Here is a 15,217-nt window from a genome sequence, read left to right as displayed (position 1 = left end):
CCACTCAGGAGAGAACGAAGTTTTGACTACAGGGCTGTTACCTCCTATGGCGGGTCTTTCCAGACCTCTTCATCTACCTCGTTCTTTTGTAACTCCACATAGAGTGTCCTACAACCCCAAGAGGCAAGCCTCTTGGTTTGGGCTGTTCCCGTTTCGCTCGCCGCTACTCAGGGAATCGCATTTGCTTTCTCTTCCTCCGGGTACTTAGATGTTTCAGTTCCCCGGGTCTGCCTTCTCATATCCTATGTATTCAGATATGGATACTGCTCCATTACGAGCAGTGGGTTTCCCCATTCGGAAATCTCCGGATCAAAGCTTGCTTACAGCTCCCCGAAGCATATCGGTGTTCGTCCCGTCCTTCATCGGCTCCTAGTGCCAAGGCATCCACCGTGCGCCCTTTCTAACTTAACCGTTAAAAAAAGAATCACTACAGATAATTCTTGGTCTTACTTTTGAATGTGATTGTCTACTTACGTTATCTAGTTTTCAAAGAACAACGCACAGGATGTGCTAACACATGCGTTGCCACAGGATGTGGCGTATTTAGCAGGTGTCTCCTATGTTTGAAGGAATGATCCTTCAAAACTAAACAAGATCTGAAACGTACCTGTCTGATAAGACCGAGAGGTCTTACATTCCGTATATATCCTTAGAAAGGAGGTGATCCAGCCGCACCTTCCGATACGGCTACCTTGTTACGACTTCACCCCAATCATCTGTCCCACCTTCGGCGGCTGGCTCCAAAAGGTTACCTCACCGACTTCGGGTGTTACAAACTCTCGTGGTGTGACGGGCGGTGTGTACAAGGCCCGGGAACGTATTCACCGCGGCATGCTGATCCGCGATTACTAGCGATTCCAGCTTCACGCAGTCGAGTTGCAGACTGCGATCCGAACTGAGAACAGATTTGTGGGATTGGCTTAGCCTTGCGGCTTCGCAGCCCTTTGTTCTGCCCATTGTAGCACGTGTGTAGCCCAGGTCATAAGGGGCATGATGATTTGACGTCATCCCCACCTTCCTCCGGTTTGTCACCGGCAGTCACCTTAGAGTGCCCAACTGAATGCTGGCAACTAAGATCAAGGGTTGCGCTCGTTGCGGGACTTAACCCAACATCTCACGACACGAGCTGACGACAACCATGCACCACCTGTCACTCTGCCCCCGAAGGGGACGCCCTATCTCTAGGGTTGTCAGAGGATGTCAAGACCTGGTAAGGTTCTTCGCGTTGCTTCGAATTAAACCACATGCTCCACCGCTTGTGCGGGCCCCCGTCAATTCCTTTGAGTTTCAGTCTTGCGACCGTACTCCCCAGGCGGAGTGCTTAATGCGTTTGCTGCAGCACTAAAGGGCGGAAACCCTCTAACACTTAGCACTCATCGTTTACGGCGTGGACTACCAGGGTATCTAATCCTGTTCGCTCCCCACGCTTTCGCGCCTCAGCGTCAGTTACAGACCAGAGAGTCGCCTTCGCCACTGGTGTTCCTCCACATCTCTACGCATTTCACCGCTACACGTGGAATTCCACTCTCCTCTTCTGCACTCAAGTTCCCCAGTTTCCAATGACCCTCCCCGGTTGAGCCGGGGGCTTTCACATCAGACTTAAAGAACCGCCTGCGCGCGCTTTACGCCCAATAATTCCGGACAACGCTTGCCACCTACGTATTACCGCGGCTGCTGGCACGTAGTTAGCCGTGGCTTTCTGGTTAGGTACCGTCAAGGTACCGCCCTATTCGAACGGTACTTGTTCTTCCCTAACAACAGAGTTTTACGATCCGAAAACCTTCATCACTCACGCGGCGTTGCTCCGTCAGACTTTCGTCCATTGCGGAAGATTCCCTACTGCTGCCTCCCGTAGGAGTCTGGGCCGTGTCTCAGTCCCAGTGTGGCCGATCACCCTCTCAGGTCGGCTACGCATCGTTGCCTTGGTGAGCCATTACCTCACCAACTAGCTAATGCGCCGCGGGTCCATCTGTAAGTGGTAGCCGAAGCCACCTTTTATGATTGAACCATGCGGTTCAATCAAGCATCCGGTATTAGCCCCGGTTTCCCGGAGTTATCCCAGTCTTACAGGCAGGTTACCCACGTGTTACTCACCCGTCCGCCGCTAACCTTTCGGGAGCAAGCTCCCTATGGTCCGCTCGACTTGCATGTATTAGGCACGCCGCCAGCGTTCGTCCTGAGCCAGGATCAAACTCTCCATAAAATGGAGTGCAGATTAAGTTCGTCACTTGTGACGACATCTGCCCTGACTTGCACTAAATGTGCTTTGTATTTCTTATTTCTTGAATTAACAGGTACGTTTTGTCTTGTTTAGTTTTCAAAGATCATGTCCCGCCTCGTTCAGCGGCTTTAATAATATAACATTTAGCTCGTATTATTGTCAACACTTTTTTTAAATGTTATTCATTAGAGCTTTTTCATGTCAGCTGTTCATCAGCGACGAATATAAATATACCATGTATGTAAATAACAAGTCAATTATTTTTTTATAAAAATTTAAACATGTTCTATTTTATACGAGCATAGGATGTAAAACAAAGCAGCATGGACAAGGAGGAGTTTTTTTGTGAATCATTTTTATGTGTGGCACATCAAACGAATAAAACAACTGGTTGTGATTGTGATTGCCGCTTTTGCTACAGCAAGTTTTTTTTATATGCAAAACCTGCTTCCTCTTCCAGTGTTTTTGAAAGATGACAGTTTAAAAGCAATATATAGAGGAGATGCGGACTCTCAAGAAGTTTCCCTTACATTTAATATTAGCTGGGGAGATGAAAAGGCAATACCTATTTTAAATACATTAAAAACAAACGGAATAAAAGATGCAACCTTTTTTTTATCAGCTTCTTGGGCTGAACGTCATCCCGATATTGTGGAACGGATCCGAAAAGACGGTCATGAAATTGGCAGTATGGGTTATGCTTATAAAAACTATTCTCAGATGAAAAAAAGTGAAATTAAAAAGGACCTTGTCAAAGCGGAAAATTCCTTTCAAAAATTAGGTATTGAGGATCTTACATTGCTTAGAGCACCAACTGGCCAATTTAATAAAGATGTCCTCGCTATTGCCAAAAAACTTAATTACACATTTGTTCATTATAGTATTAATTCTGATGATTGGACAAATCCCGGTGTAGCACAGATCGTTCAAAAAGTGAATAAATCTGTGAATGCTGGAGACATTATTCTGTTCCATGCTTCTGATTCCGCAAAACAAACAAAAAGAGCCCTGCCTGATATTATTCACCATCTGCGAAGCAAGGGACTCAGAAATGTTCCTGCTAGCGAGTTAATTGCAAATACAGAAAGTAAATCTTCTGAAGTTCATTGAACATGGCTTTGAAACCTTGGCAGCATCAACAACTGAAAAGCATTACAGCTTAATAGAGGAAACAGCATAAAGTAGAGCCAGTCCTCTTCATTTACTCTTAACGCTGGAAACCACTCCATAATGGTATATACAACCATTAAAAACAGTGCAGAAATGAACGTTTTTTTGGAGGACTGTTTTTGTTTCAAAAAGGCTACACCCACACCAACAACTAATATAAATAACGGGAACCAAAGATATGGAATTAACGATCCGCCTTCTGTTTCAAAAAATAAAAACCGTAAATAAACAAGATCGAAAGTGACAAAGAGAATAAGAAATAACTGAATTGAATTCCATAAAGAATGAGACCGGAATATTTCCAGCGCAAATCGGTGAATGGTTAAAAATATAACAAATCCCATTTGGGCAATGACACTAAAAATCATCCCTACCCCAATAAACCATATGAGGACTGAAAGAATTTCCAAAACCTCAAATGAAAGAAACAACTCCTTGTATCTTCCCCACTCAACAGCAAAACCGACAATACTTGTAGTTATAGCACCAATACCTAGTACAGAAAAAAAGAATCGGACAAGATCACGGCTTTTCATTTCAGACTTTCCAACCCCTAATTTTTCGCTAAAAATAGCGATTTTTTGTTATGTATAAATTCCCTAAAGACATTCATATTAAAAGTATGAAGAGTTTACGAAAGGAGCTTAAGCATGTTAAAAACCACAATGCTATGGATAAGCTGTGTTTTGTTCCTATCTGTAACAGCTTGTGCTCCCGCAGACCAAGCAGCCGAAATGGACTATGAGGAAACAAAAAAAATGGTTGTCGATATATTAAAAACCGATGATGGAAAAAAAGCGATTCAAGAAATTCTAAATGATGACAAATTGACTCAAACACTTGTAATGGATAAAAAAACTGTTAAAGAAACCGTTGAAAAAACAATGACTTCCAAACAAGGAACTGAGTTTTGGAAAAAAGTCTTTGAAGACCCAAAGTTTTCTGAGAGTTTTGCCAAAACGCTTCAAACTGAGCACGAGAAAGTGCTGAAAAAGCTAATGAAAGATCCCCAATATCAAAAAATGCTCATTCAGGTCATGCAAGATCCAGAAATGGCCAAAAAATATGGTGAGCTCGTCAAGAGCCAGGAATTTCGCACCCATCTTCAAGAGGTTATTACTGACACTTTGACAAGCCCACTTTATAAAAAACAATTTGAAGATGAGCTTAAAAAAGCAGCAACCGAGACTATAAAAGAAGAAATGAAAGACGGCAAACAAAGTTAACACCCAGCTTCTTCTTTGAGAAGAAGCTTTTTATCATTCAGCGATTTTTTTTGCAATATCCAAATAAATGAGACCTGTCGGGTGGTCTTCTTTATAAACTGATGGCGCAAAATCATGATCATCCCAATCAGGCTGTTTTAATGGAATCTTTCCCAATAGAGGGACACCGAGTTCTTCTGCAAGTTTTTCGCCCCCGCCTTTTCCAAAAACATACTCTTTTTCACCTGTTTTGACACTTTCATAATAAGCCATGTTTTCGACGATCCCAATGATTTCATGGTCGGTTTTTAAAGCCATTGCTCCTGCTCGGGCAGCAACAAAAGCAGCTGTCGGATGCGGTGTCGAGACAATAATCTCCTTACAGCTTGGAAGCATTGTATGGACATCAAGCGCCACATCACCAGTCCCTGGTGGGAGATCTAAAATAATATATTCAGCATCGCCCCACTCAACTTCATTGAAAAAGTTATTGAGCATTTTACCAAGCATCGGTCCTCTCCAAATCACAGGTGCATTGTCTTCAACGAAAAAACCCATCGAAATCACTTTCACACCAAACCTTTCGACAGGAATGACTCTGTCTCCTGCTATTTTGGGTCTGACGGTAATCCCCATCATATCGGGTACACTAAAGCCATAAATATCAGCATCAATAAGACCGACTTTTTTTCCAAGCCGAGCAAGAGAAACTGCCAAATTAACAGAAACCGTTGATTTACCGACTCCACCTTTACCACTGGCAACTGCTAAAAAAACAGGCTGTTTGTTGCTGTTTAAAAGTGTTTTCTTCTCCCCTTGAGCAGCAGGCTCTTGATATTTTGCAATAACTTCTTGAGGCAACTCTTCAAATCGCAAACCAACTGTTTCCGCCCCAGCCTCTTTAAGCAGGTTTACAATCTCCTGTTGAAGCTGGATTTGTTCGGCAGATCCCGTTTTGGCAAGCGCTACTTTTACACTAACATGCTGTTTTTCAGGTTTCACTTTAATGTCTTTGATCGCATTCAGCTCTCGAAGTGGTTTATGTAAAAACGGCTCGTCCAAATCACCAACTATTTTTTTTACATCATCTTCTCCCAACATGATTGAATCTCACCCCTGTTGTATTCGTTTGCAAACTAAGTATATCATAGATCATGTAAAAATCCCCCTTATCCAGGAGGATCTTTATCTTCTGTGAAGTATCGCAAAACTCCTTTATAAACAGAAGCTGCGATTTTGTCTTGATATTTAGGTTTGCCAAGTTGTTCTGCCTCCTCAGGGTTAGATAAGAAACCGAGTTCAACAAGAGCCCCTGGCTTTTTTATATTTTGAATTAAATAAATACCGTGTACCCGCTTTGCTTTTCGCATTGTATTCCCAAGGTTACGCTTTAGTTCATCTTGAATAAATTTCGCCGCCCGCTCATTTTCTTCATATTGTCCGTAGAAAAAACTTTGCGCACCGCTCCACCTTGCTGAAGGTATCGCATTCAAGTGAATGCTAAGGTAAAAATCCGCTTCGGAATTATTAATCATTTCCACTCTTTTTCGTAAATCTTCAGCTTTTCTTCTGCTAAGACCTTTTGTCTCTTTAGCTGCAAGATCATGATCGCCCTCCCGTGTCATCATCACTAGAGCGCCTTGTTCCTGAAGATAGTCCCGTATTCTTAATGAAACATCTAAGGCGACATCTTTTTCAAGCAGATCTCCACTTGAGGCACCTCCATCAACACCACCGTGCCCCGGATCAATATAAATGATTTTTCCACTAAGCGGTAAGTTCCACGACTTCCAAGAATCGTCATTATTGAATTGGTACTGAAACAAACATAATAAAACGATAAAACCGAATAACAACCCAATCCATTTTATTTTTTTCTTCATCCCTTTCCCTCCCGCTTGTCCTTACTACAAAGATATGGGACAAGAAAGGGAAATATGAACTGATTATTGAAGGCGCAGCTTAAAACGCTTGATTCGTTGACTAAAACCTTCCTTCCACCAGCTGTGAATAAAGTGTTCACAAGCATGATATAGCGGTTCAGAGGCAATTGTTAGATTGAAGACATCCGTCCAGCTGACAGCATAATCATAAAGTTCAAACAAAAGCTGGGTCTCTTCTTTTTCAGACCGTCCCCTTGCTTTTTGAATGGGTTCTCCATAAAAACCGAACTTACCAAATTGAGCACCTAATAAATATGCTTCAATCGCAAAATCAATACACCCATCATATAAAATGTCCGTCTGCTTTGGAACAAAATAAAAAAGAGGAGAAAAACAAACCTCTGCTGTCCGAATAATTTTTTCAAGAGAAAGCTCTCGAAGTAGTTTCTTCTCGAGAATTACCTGTTTTTTTTGTTTTTCACTGATGAACGATACCACTGTCCCCATAACTCCGCCTCCTTTTTACCCTGTATTGTGTAATGAGGGGCCGGAAATCATGCTAAAAGCAGCGGAGGGAAACAGAGGAAGAATCCGAAAAAATTAGAAAAGTTCCCACTGTTCGTGTAGATAATCACTCCATATCTCTTCCTCTTCTTCAGACATTTCCCCAATCATTTTGGAAAAATCCACTTTTCCCTTACATAAATCTTTTAATGAATGAAATTGTGCAAAAGACCCGGCAAATTTTTTTAAGGGAGCAGAACGTGCGATTACTTCTAGATTGGTTATTGAGGTTCCACTCAATTCTAATTCCGATAAACGTTCTAATTGAACGAGTGCCGAACCATCTTGAATAACAGAGTCTTCAAAAATAAGCGTTTGAAGCTTATTTTGGGCACGCAAAAAATCAAGGTTTTCTAAACAGATATTTTCAATTGTCAACGACTTTAATTTTTTTAAATTTGCTAATGGTTGTAAATCCTCTTCCTTTATGTTTTTCAATCCTTGAAGGTGCAATTTCTTTAATGAACCAATGTTAGAAACGTCTTTTAATTGTTCTGCGTTAGAAATGGTTACTTTCAAAATCTCAAGATTTTTGCAGTACTGCAATGGTTGATAGTCAGCAGCCGGAATATCGGTGATATCCAATTCTTTTAGGGATGATAAATCTGCAAGTGGCTGTAAATCGATTACTTTTGTGTCTTCCAAATTTATGTTTTTCAAATTTCTTAATTGGACAATTGGTTTTAAGTCTTGGACTGGATTACCGCCAAGATAAAGCTTTTTCAAAGACACCATCTGTTGTAATGGTGTTAAATCTTCAATATGATTAGCGCTTAAAATCAACTCCCGAACATCGGAACAAATCACCAATGGTTTAATTCCCCTTAAATCTTTATCGATTAAAAGCAGTTTCTTCATTCGGCTAAAATTTTGCGGGTTTTCAGAGATCTTCTGAACAATCGAAGTCCAATGGTCATCCAATTGACTAAACCATAAATCAGCATGTTCTTGATCATGCTTTGGTGATTGCGGCTGGCAGTGCCATGGAGCGAATAGCGTCTAAAAAGTGAAGCTCCTCTTCCTCTCCATAACTCCAACTGATAAAATCTTCTTCATATTCATCAATTGTATAAAATCCTTCTTTAAGGGTATTTGTAATATGTATTAGGAAATCTTTTAATTGGTAGGCGATGACATATTTTACTTCTTCATCAGCTCCAAAATTAATGACTTGTCCAACTTTACCTTCTTTATCAGGATCAAGATCGATACCAATATGGTTTCCGCTACCGTCACTGCTAATCGGAATCCAATATTGATTAGCATATTTTTCTTTAATCCAAACTGGCGGAACAGAGTATGCATCAACCTCATCTTGCCATTCATCACTGGCAATTTCTTTCCACGTTCTCCATTCTCTAACCATTTCTTCCAAAGAGAGAAAAGAAAGTCCAAAAAACAACCCAGGTCCCAGTTCTTTCTCACCATTATGTGTAAGATATAATGTTCGGAGATCTTCGGGAAACGTGATATTCATTTCTTTTTCAACTTCTTCAATTTCTTTCACAGTTGCAGGTGGGTTTAAAAACGGCTGAAAATGTTGATTTAGTTCTTCTTTTAAATGTTTGATAACAGATAAGATCATGTTTGGCTCTCCCTCAATAAAGTTCGTTTTTCTTCCAAATACTCATGCATTCTCACTATTTCATAACCACCATATAGTTGACACACCAATATTACTGGATATCTTTTTAATATATATAAAATATTTACAAGGAATAAGCCATCCTATCTACCAAACTGGATTAGTTTGGAAAACAAGTGTATAACCGTGCTAGGAATTCTCCACACAAATCACGGTCGCTAACCCTCCCATATCTCTCCGGATCGTATCCATACTTTCCTTCGTCCTGCGTATCCATGAGGTGGAGGTTGGAAATGCTCCTATGCTGGGTCTAAAGCCCGAATGGTGAAAATAAGCTCCAACTCTGCACTATTGGTGTTTGTATGAGAAATTGTTGGTCTTTAGAGTGTATTTCTAAAGACTTTAAACAACCTGTAATTCTTGGGTTCGAGGCAATCCTCTTAATAGTTTAGAACCATCAAACTGACATTGTTTTTGCCCAATGACAAATAATACACGTAGTAACTTACAACACAAGGCAATGAGTGATTGTTGCTTTTTCAATGGCTTTTCAGATCGCATTGTATAGTATTGATGCAATGCTTTAAACGTCGGATTATGAGCGACTAATGGGCGAATAGCCAAATATAAAGCTCGTCGCAAACGACTTCGTCCTCTTTTCGTAATTCGTGTTTGACCCTTGAATTTACCAGAGCTATGTTCTCGTAAAGAGAGACCTGCTAAATTTACTAGCTGTTGGGGATGACTATATTTTGTCATGTCACCTACCTCTGAAAAAAACAGAGCGATTGTCGTAGATCCTAATCCTGGTATCTCCATCATTTGTTTGGCTCCTGGAAGTGTTTCTACTAGAGCTTCTAGCTCTTTGTCTAACTGTGCTAACTGTTGCTTATAAAGCTCATATTGGTCGAGTAAATAATCTAGTTCACGCTGGGCAAACTGAATACCAATTTGAATACCAATACTCTTCTTCGCAGCTTCTACTAGCTTCCTCGCTCGTTTTATTCCCACTCCTCGTTGAACAAATGGTTTCCATTTCTTAAGCACCTCTTCCGCTGACATTTCTTTAATTTGAGACGGAAATGGAAACATACGCAACGTACAAAAAGCTGCTTTTCCTTCCCAATCTCTAAACACATCAAAGAATTCAGGGAAGTAGCGTTGTATATGATTTTGGATGCGACCTTCTGTGGTCATCAGTTGCTTTGTGAGCTGATCTCGTAATTTGACGCCTTCTCTTAATTCGGCATAAACGCCATCTAAGAGGTTTGGTACGGAGTATCGCCCATCCTTAATCAACTGCCCTATTACTCGAGCATCCTTTGTATCATTCTTGGTAGGGGAATTGTCATCTAGTTCTTTACTTTTCTTTACATGCATTGGATTTACCATGACAAAATCGTACCCTTTTTCTACCAAAAAATAAGCGAGGCTAAACCAGTAATGACCAGTCGGCTCTACGCCAAGAATGACGTGATTCTTGCCATTTTCTTTTCGAAGACTTTCCGCCCAAGTCACTAATTTTTGAAAGCCATGTTTTCGATTTTCAAAAATCAAGCGTTTTCCGAACTCGATACCTCGGTCATCTTGTGCACGTGCTACATGTTTATCCTTGGCAATATCAATGCCAACAATAAGAGTTAAAGGTGTAATTTGAGAGATTTTATGATTTTGTGTATAATTCATTATTGAGTCCTCCTTGGTTACTTAAATTAAGGGTCCATTTTTGCTTCGAAGCTTTGGACACCTCGTATGATACCAAGGGGCTCTTTTTTTGTTCAACTCTCAAATTTCTTCATTACAGGAATGCTCCTAGTAATTTTAAGTTTGTTCCACTTTATCATGTTCTGCAATCCAACTTAAAATCGATGTATCAGCTCCGCCAATGGCAACGATTCTATTTTTATGAGTCATCACGCCTAGCCCGTGTTCTTCTTCCCATGTACAAGCAAGTTCATAGCCGACATATGCCATACCATCGTTGCTAACATCATGAATGTGAATATTGCACAATTCAATCAAATCAAATAATTGGCCAGAACTATTTATATCAGGCAAATATTTCGCTCTTTCTTCTTCATTTAAATCCCAACCATAGTCATCCTGAATCTCGGGATACAGATCAAATAATTTCTTAAGGATTAACTTTTTCATTTCATTCTGATGATCGATCAGCCAATTATATGCCATTTTATGCACGGTGTTTATCGTTTCAGTATTGATGGTTAATCTAAATCTATCTGAAGAAAGCTTGTTCCAAGCTTCGATTTTGACTGTTCCTTCGTATCCGTATAAACCTAAACTCACATTTGGAATGATACTTTTCATCATGACACCTCTCTTTTATTCATATCTCTCCATATAACTTCTTGTCTTCTGTTAAATAGTACTCGAAGACCCTCCTTTTTTAATTTTGAAAGGCTTTATGATGGATTTCCATTGGTTTTTTCTCAAAGAACAATGGCTACATTTTCAAGCATGCTTTTTGTTTGCTTTTTCCAAAACAATAAAACAGCTGAACAGAAAAACACCTAACACTACAGTCAATAAAGTTGATTCTAAAGGTGGCATCATGATAAACCCTAGACAGGGAACGACGATTGCAGCCAAGAGTATCCAAATTGGTGGAGCGATAAATTCGCCAGTTTTGATTTTTTCATTCATTGTCTTGATTGCAAAAAAAGTCGCGGCTACAAAACTTAATGTCACAACCACCTTCCAATATGGGAAAAAACGATATGTAATCAACCCGACAAACGTTGCGAGAATGAAAAAATTATAGACATGCCGTTGAAGTTTACTAGCTGAGTCTTTCGAATACACATGCAACAATACCCCATAAACAATGAATAAGAGACTTTTTACAATTTCCATGAAACATTCTCCTTCGCCTTATTTTAAACTTTTCGTTCTCTTCCGCTTCAACTTCCTTCATTATAAAGTTTTCTTTCAACCCGAAAGTAAACGGTATGTAAATCCCCATAAAAACAACCTTCTTTTAAATATTATACCAGTTTTATATTTTGAAAATGGAACGGAATCGGGTAAAGCTGGAATGGTCTTTTACTAAAGCGGAGAAGAAAGGAGAATCTAACAAAAATATACCACCATGTCGATGTTGCCAAGAATGTTACCGGAACAAATTAACGATCGGTAATTGTGCATATCTGAACAAAGTCGAGAATTTTGATTGGTTAAGGAGGCACTTCTCATGACCCAGTCATCAATAATCTTCATGTCGCTTTCAATTGATATCAGGATGGTGTACAACAAAAAAAGGCTGGCAGGATAAAGAAGCGAATAACCGACGGTAAGTCTTCCAAAAAGGAAATTATTTAATGAAAGAGCCTTAGTAAGCTAACTCCAACCAAATTTGGTTGGAGTCTTGTATTTTTCATAAAATTCCTATAAAGTAAAAATTAGCAATAAATCGGCTTTTTGTAGGGGCGTTCGGCTCACCCCCAGTTTAGAAAGAGGGGAGGTGAGAACATGGCTGTGGAAAGCGCTATTCAATTGATGATTTCTTTTGGAATCCTGATCGTAGGGATTCTGTCGCTTGCCCATAGTTTCTCAAACAAAAAAAAGTAAGAACGCCCCTGACCATCACATCATGGCGTTCCTACAGTTAAATCGAAATAAAAGCCGACTCCCTTACAGGAGCTATTCTATTGCCGATCGGAGATGTTGCGAGCATCTTCGATCTTTTTGTATTCACAGTATACTCTTCAGAATAAATAATATTCATATCGCTCTATTTATGTTTGAGAATTTGAGAAAAAACGTTTACTGGTTATATTTTGTGATCTAGTTTTTATTGTAGCAACAAAAACACTAGTTTGTCCATCTCTTTGCAAATCATTATTCTTGCTTTGAGTCATTTACCCGCTAACAAATCCTGCCAATCGTTGACACAAAATAGCGTCATCCAGAATGGTGCACGACTAAGAAGGAGCATTGTTTTTAATGATGACTTTATACGCCTTATATTCTTTCTTGGACTCCAAGCTTTAGATGAGCGGTCTCGGTCTGGCACGAAAATGAATTTTTGGTACAACTCATTAAAAAACCACTGGATACGTAAAGCCAAGGAGACAAAAAAGGAAGTCAGAGAGTTACTCATCAATATGAAAAAAAATCAGGATGTCCTTGTCTATTATTCTTTATTAAAGTCTCGGCATAAACTTCAGCTTGATTACTTATAATCTTATAAAAATAACGGGAGAGATTGACCTCGGTTCAGCCTATTTCTCTCCTCTTTATTTTAACGATTGACGACTCTTTGAATATGAATAGCCAAGTAAAATTTTTCATTATTTGTGAGATTGTAATCAAATTGTTTTTCGATGTATTGATTAATCTTCTCTGTACATTCGAATGCTGCTTGTTGCTTCTTGCGAACAGTCTCAAACAAAAGTGGATCATCATCATCAACATACGTTTTGCTATATAGTCTTTGGGCAAAAAACTTTAAATGGGTAACAAATCGAAAATAATTTAGTGATTCCTCGTCAAAATCGATTTTAAAATGATATTTAACTATATTCAAAATGTCCTGCATCACGTTTGTAATATTGGCGACGTTTGGCATTTCCTGACTGAGTTCAGCATTGACAATATGCATAGCGATAAAGCTTGCTTCATCCTCTGGCAAAAGTACACCTAGTTTTTCTTGAATGATTTGCAAAGCCTCCATACCAATGGCAAACTCTTGATGGTAAAACCTTTTGATTTCCCACAATAATGCATTTTTGATATCATACCCCTTTTTATTTCGTTCTATAGCAAAGTGAATATGGTCTGTTAATGAGAGATAAATGCTATCATTAAGATTTCTTCCCAGCCTGCTTTTTTGAACCTTTATAATTTCCTCTGTCACTTCCATATATTCAATCGGGACTTCATATAAAAGTGTTTTAAATTTCTCAGATATATCATTATTTTTCAGTTCAAAGACTTTCTCAATTTTAGCTTCTTCAACAAGATCTCCTGATTTTTTCTGAAATGCCAAACCTCTTCCCATGACAACTAACTCTTCGTTTTTTTCATCAAACGCACTAATTACGTTGTTGTTGTATACTTTGGCTATTTTCATTTGATCACCTATAAGTTTTATTATGATTCTTTTTCCATGATAATAGAAAGTGATTCAACAACTTATAGTTTTTCTCCGTTTGAAGCAATAACTTGTTTATACCAATCAAAACTTTTTTTCTTCGAACGCTTCAATGTTCCATTACCTTCATTATCTTTTTCAACATAAATATATCCATAGCGTTTTTTCATTTCTCCTGTTGATGCACTAACAAGATCAATCGGACCCCAGCTTGTATAACCGAGGATTTCAACTCCGTCTTTCATCGCCTCAGACATTTCTACCACATGTTTTCTCAAGTAATCGATTCGGTAATCATCGTTCACTTTTCCGTCTTCTGTCGGAATATCAACAGCACCTAGACCATTTTCCACAACAAAAAGTGGTTTTTGATAACGATCATATAACTGATTTGCCGTGATACGGAAGCCTTTAGGGTCAATCGTCCAACCCCATTCAGACTTTTCTAAGTATGGGTTTTCAACTGACCCAAATACATTCCCAGCGGTTGTTTTATGCTGATCTAGATCACCGCTCGTTGTACGGCTTGCATAATAACTAAATCCAATATAATCAACCGTATGTTGTTTTAGAAGTTCTTGATCTTGTTCTTCCATCACAATCGTTAAGTGGTTTTCTTTAAAAAATCTTTTTGCATAACCTGGATACTCACCGCGAGCTTGTACATCGATAAAGAAGAATGATTCACGGTCTTTTTCTATTGCCGCAAACACATCATCAGGATTACAAGAGTATGGGTATGTCTGACCAGCCGCTAACATACAGCCGATTTTCATTTTTGGATTGATATCGTGACCAGCTTGAACCGCTAGTGCACTAGCAACCAATTGATGGTGAGCTGCTTGGTACTTAGCTTGCTTTTGATCTTCTCCTTCTTCAAAAACAAGGCCTGCTCCAACAAATGGTAAGTGGAGAAGCATATTAATCTCGTTAAATGTCATCCAATACTTGACTTTGCCCTTATATCTTTTGAAAAGAGTTGTCGCATAGGTTTCAAAGAAATTGACAAGCTTACGATTTTTCCAACTACCATATTTTTCAACAAGATGAACAGGAACATCAAAGTGTGCAATCGTAACAACTGGTTCAATATCATACTTTAGCAGTTCATCAAATACATTGTCGTAAAATTGCAAACCAGCTTCGTTTGGTTCTGCATCATCCCCATTTGGGAAAATTCTTGCCCAAGAAATTGATAATCGTAACGCTTTGAAACCCATTTCAGCAAATAAAGCAATGTCTTCTTTATACTTATGATAAAAATCAATCGCTTCGTGTGAAGGATAAAATTCTCCTTTTAGCGGTTCATAGGAAGGAAGCTGTCCTTGCATGATCTCCCACCGCTTTTTACCTGCAGGTAATAAATCAACTGTCGTTAGGCCTTTGCCATCCGTTAAATATGCACCCTCTGCTTGATTCGCGGCTATTGCGCCACCCCATAAAAATCCTTTTGGAAAAGTCATCATATCCACCCTT

Annotated in this window: 15 protein-coding genes and 2 rRNA genes (1 of these 17 cut by a window edge); 4 read left to right on the top strand and 13 right to left on the bottom strand. The window is 39.3% G+C overall.

Annotated elements, in window-relative coordinates:
• Window positions 1-411: ribosomal RNA gene (locus HOO54_RS03160) — 23S ribosomal RNA — on the bottom strand; it reaches 2,521 nt to the left of the window's first position.
• 242 nt (window positions 412-653) lie between these two features.
• Window positions 654-2,203: ribosomal RNA gene (locus tag HOO54_RS03155) — 16S ribosomal RNA — on the bottom strand.
• The 16S and 23S rRNA genes sit together here, the layout of an rRNA operon.
• A gap of 363 nt (window positions 2,204-2,566) precedes the next feature.
• On the opposite strand from HOO54_RS03155, the gene pdaB reads away from it, so the two are divergent.
• Window positions 2,567-3,331 (top strand): polysaccharide deacetylase family sporulation protein PdaB, encoded by a 765-nt coding sequence (pdaB, locus tag HOO54_RS03150; protein ID WP_172291886.1) that lies wholly within the window; start codon window positions 2,567-2,569, stop codon window positions 3,329-3,331.
• On the opposite strand, the gene HOO54_RS03145 is transcribed toward pdaB, so the two are convergent.
• Window positions 3,325-3,927, bottom strand: a complete 603-nt coding sequence (locus tag HOO54_RS03145) for a KinB-signaling pathway activation protein (RefSeq protein WP_172291888.1) — start codon at window positions 3,925-3,927, stop codon at window positions 3,325-3,327. The two genes, pdaB and HOO54_RS03145, sit on opposite strands and share 7 nt — an antisense overlap.
• Before the next feature lie 114 nt (window positions 3,928-4,041).
• Here HOO54_RS03145 and gerD point away from each other — a divergent pair, with 114 nt between their 5' ends.
• On the top strand, window positions 4,042-4,617 hold the full coding sequence (gene gerD, locus HOO54_RS03140) for a spore germination lipoprotein GerD (protein ID WP_172291890.1): 576 nt from the start codon (window positions 4,042-4,044) through the stop codon (window positions 4,615-4,617).
• A 33-nt stretch (window positions 4,618-4,650) separates the two neighbouring features.
• Here the strand turns inward: gerD and HOO54_RS03135 are convergent, their stop codons facing one another.
• The 8 genes from HOO54_RS03135 to HOO54_RS03100 all read right to left on the bottom strand — a co-directional run bounded on the left by HOO54_RS03135 (window position 4,651) and on the right by HOO54_RS03100 (window position 11,502).
• Window positions 4,651-5,697, bottom strand: coding sequence for an Mrp/NBP35 family ATP-binding protein (locus HOO54_RS03135; protein ID WP_172291892.1), 1,047 nt, complete (start codon window positions 5,695-5,697; stop codon window positions 4,651-4,653).
• A gap of 68 nt (window positions 5,698-5,765) precedes the next feature.
• A complete protein-coding gene (cwlD, locus tag HOO54_RS03130) occupies window positions 5,766-6,479 on the bottom strand; it encodes an N-acetylmuramoyl-L-alanine amidase CwlD (RefSeq protein ID WP_172291894.1) in 714 nt (237 codons plus the stop codon).
• A 63-nt stretch (window positions 6,480-6,542) separates the two neighbouring features.
• Window positions 6,543-6,986 carry a DUF2521 family protein gene (locus HOO54_RS03125; RefSeq protein WP_172291896.1) on the bottom strand — a complete coding sequence of 148 codons (444 nt, stop codon included), beginning with the start codon at window positions 6,984-6,986 and terminating at the stop codon, window positions 6,543-6,545.
• Window positions 6,987-7,079: 93 nt separating this feature from the next.
• Window positions 7,080-7,964 carry a leucine-rich repeat domain-containing protein gene (locus HOO54_RS03120; protein WP_172291898.1) on the bottom strand — a complete coding sequence of 295 codons (885 nt, stop codon included), beginning with the start codon at window positions 7,962-7,964 and terminating at the stop codon, window positions 7,080-7,082.
• A 31-nt stretch (window positions 7,965-7,995) separates the two neighbouring features.
• A complete protein-coding gene (locus HOO54_RS03115) occupies window positions 7,996-8,628 on the bottom strand; it encodes an SMI1/KNR4 family protein (RefSeq protein ID WP_172291900.1) in 633 nt (210 codons plus the stop codon).
• Window positions 8,629-9,030: 402 nt separating this feature from the next.
• Window positions 9,031-10,314: an IS110 family RNA-guided transposase gene (locus HOO54_RS03110; RefSeq protein WP_172291902.1), complete on the bottom strand. Its 1,284-nt coding sequence runs from the start codon at window positions 10,312-10,314 to the stop codon at window positions 9,031-9,033.
• A gap of 135 nt (window positions 10,315-10,449) precedes the next feature.
• The gene (locus HOO54_RS03105) at window positions 10,450-10,956 is read right to left on the bottom strand and encodes a DUF6985 domain-containing protein (RefSeq protein WP_172292542.1); all 507 of its coding nucleotides are present in this window, start codon (window positions 10,954-10,956) and stop codon (window positions 10,450-10,452) included.
• A 144-nt stretch (window positions 10,957-11,100) separates the two neighbouring features.
• On the bottom strand, window positions 11,101-11,502 hold the full coding sequence (locus HOO54_RS03100; RefSeq protein ID WP_172292540.1) for a hypothetical protein: 402 nt from the start codon (window positions 11,500-11,502) through the stop codon (window positions 11,101-11,103).
• Between the two features lie 615 nt (window positions 11,503-12,117).
• On the opposite strand from HOO54_RS03100, the gene comI reads away from it, so the two are divergent.
• Both comI and HOO54_RS03095 read left to right on the top strand, forming a co-directional pair.
• Window positions 12,118-12,216, top strand: a complete 99-nt coding sequence (gene comI / locus HOO54_RS24030) for a competence inhibitor ComI (protein WP_253907596.1) — start codon at window positions 12,118-12,120, stop codon at window positions 12,214-12,216.
• Between the two features lie 449 nt (window positions 12,217-12,665).
• The gene (locus HOO54_RS03095) at window positions 12,666-12,830 is read left to right on the top strand and encodes a response regulator aspartate phosphatase (RefSeq protein ID WP_172292538.1); all 165 of its coding nucleotides are present in this window, start codon (window positions 12,666-12,668) and stop codon (window positions 12,828-12,830) included.
• Window positions 12,831-12,889: 59 nt separating this feature from the next.
• On the opposite strand, the gene licT is transcribed toward HOO54_RS03095, so the two are convergent.
• Both licT and HOO54_RS03085 read right to left on the bottom strand, forming a co-directional pair.
• Window positions 12,890-13,720 carry a BglG family transcription antiterminator LicT gene (gene licT / locus HOO54_RS03090; RefSeq protein ID WP_172292536.1) on the bottom strand — a complete coding sequence of 277 codons (831 nt, stop codon included), beginning with the start codon at window positions 13,718-13,720 and terminating at the stop codon, window positions 12,890-12,892.
• A gap of 62 nt (window positions 13,721-13,782) precedes the next feature.
• Window positions 13,783-15,204, bottom strand: a complete 1,422-nt coding sequence (locus HOO54_RS03085) for a 6-phospho-beta-glucosidase (RefSeq protein WP_301539295.1) — start codon at window positions 15,202-15,204, stop codon at window positions 13,783-13,785.
• Window positions 15,205-15,217 lie beyond the last annotated feature (13 nt).

It is taken from the genome of Bacillus sp. WMMC1349, from assembly GCF_013155385.1.
GTDB lineage: Bacteria > Bacillota > Bacilli > Bacillales > Bacillaceae > Bacillus.
This window is presented reverse-complemented; position numbering and strand designations above follow the sequence as displayed.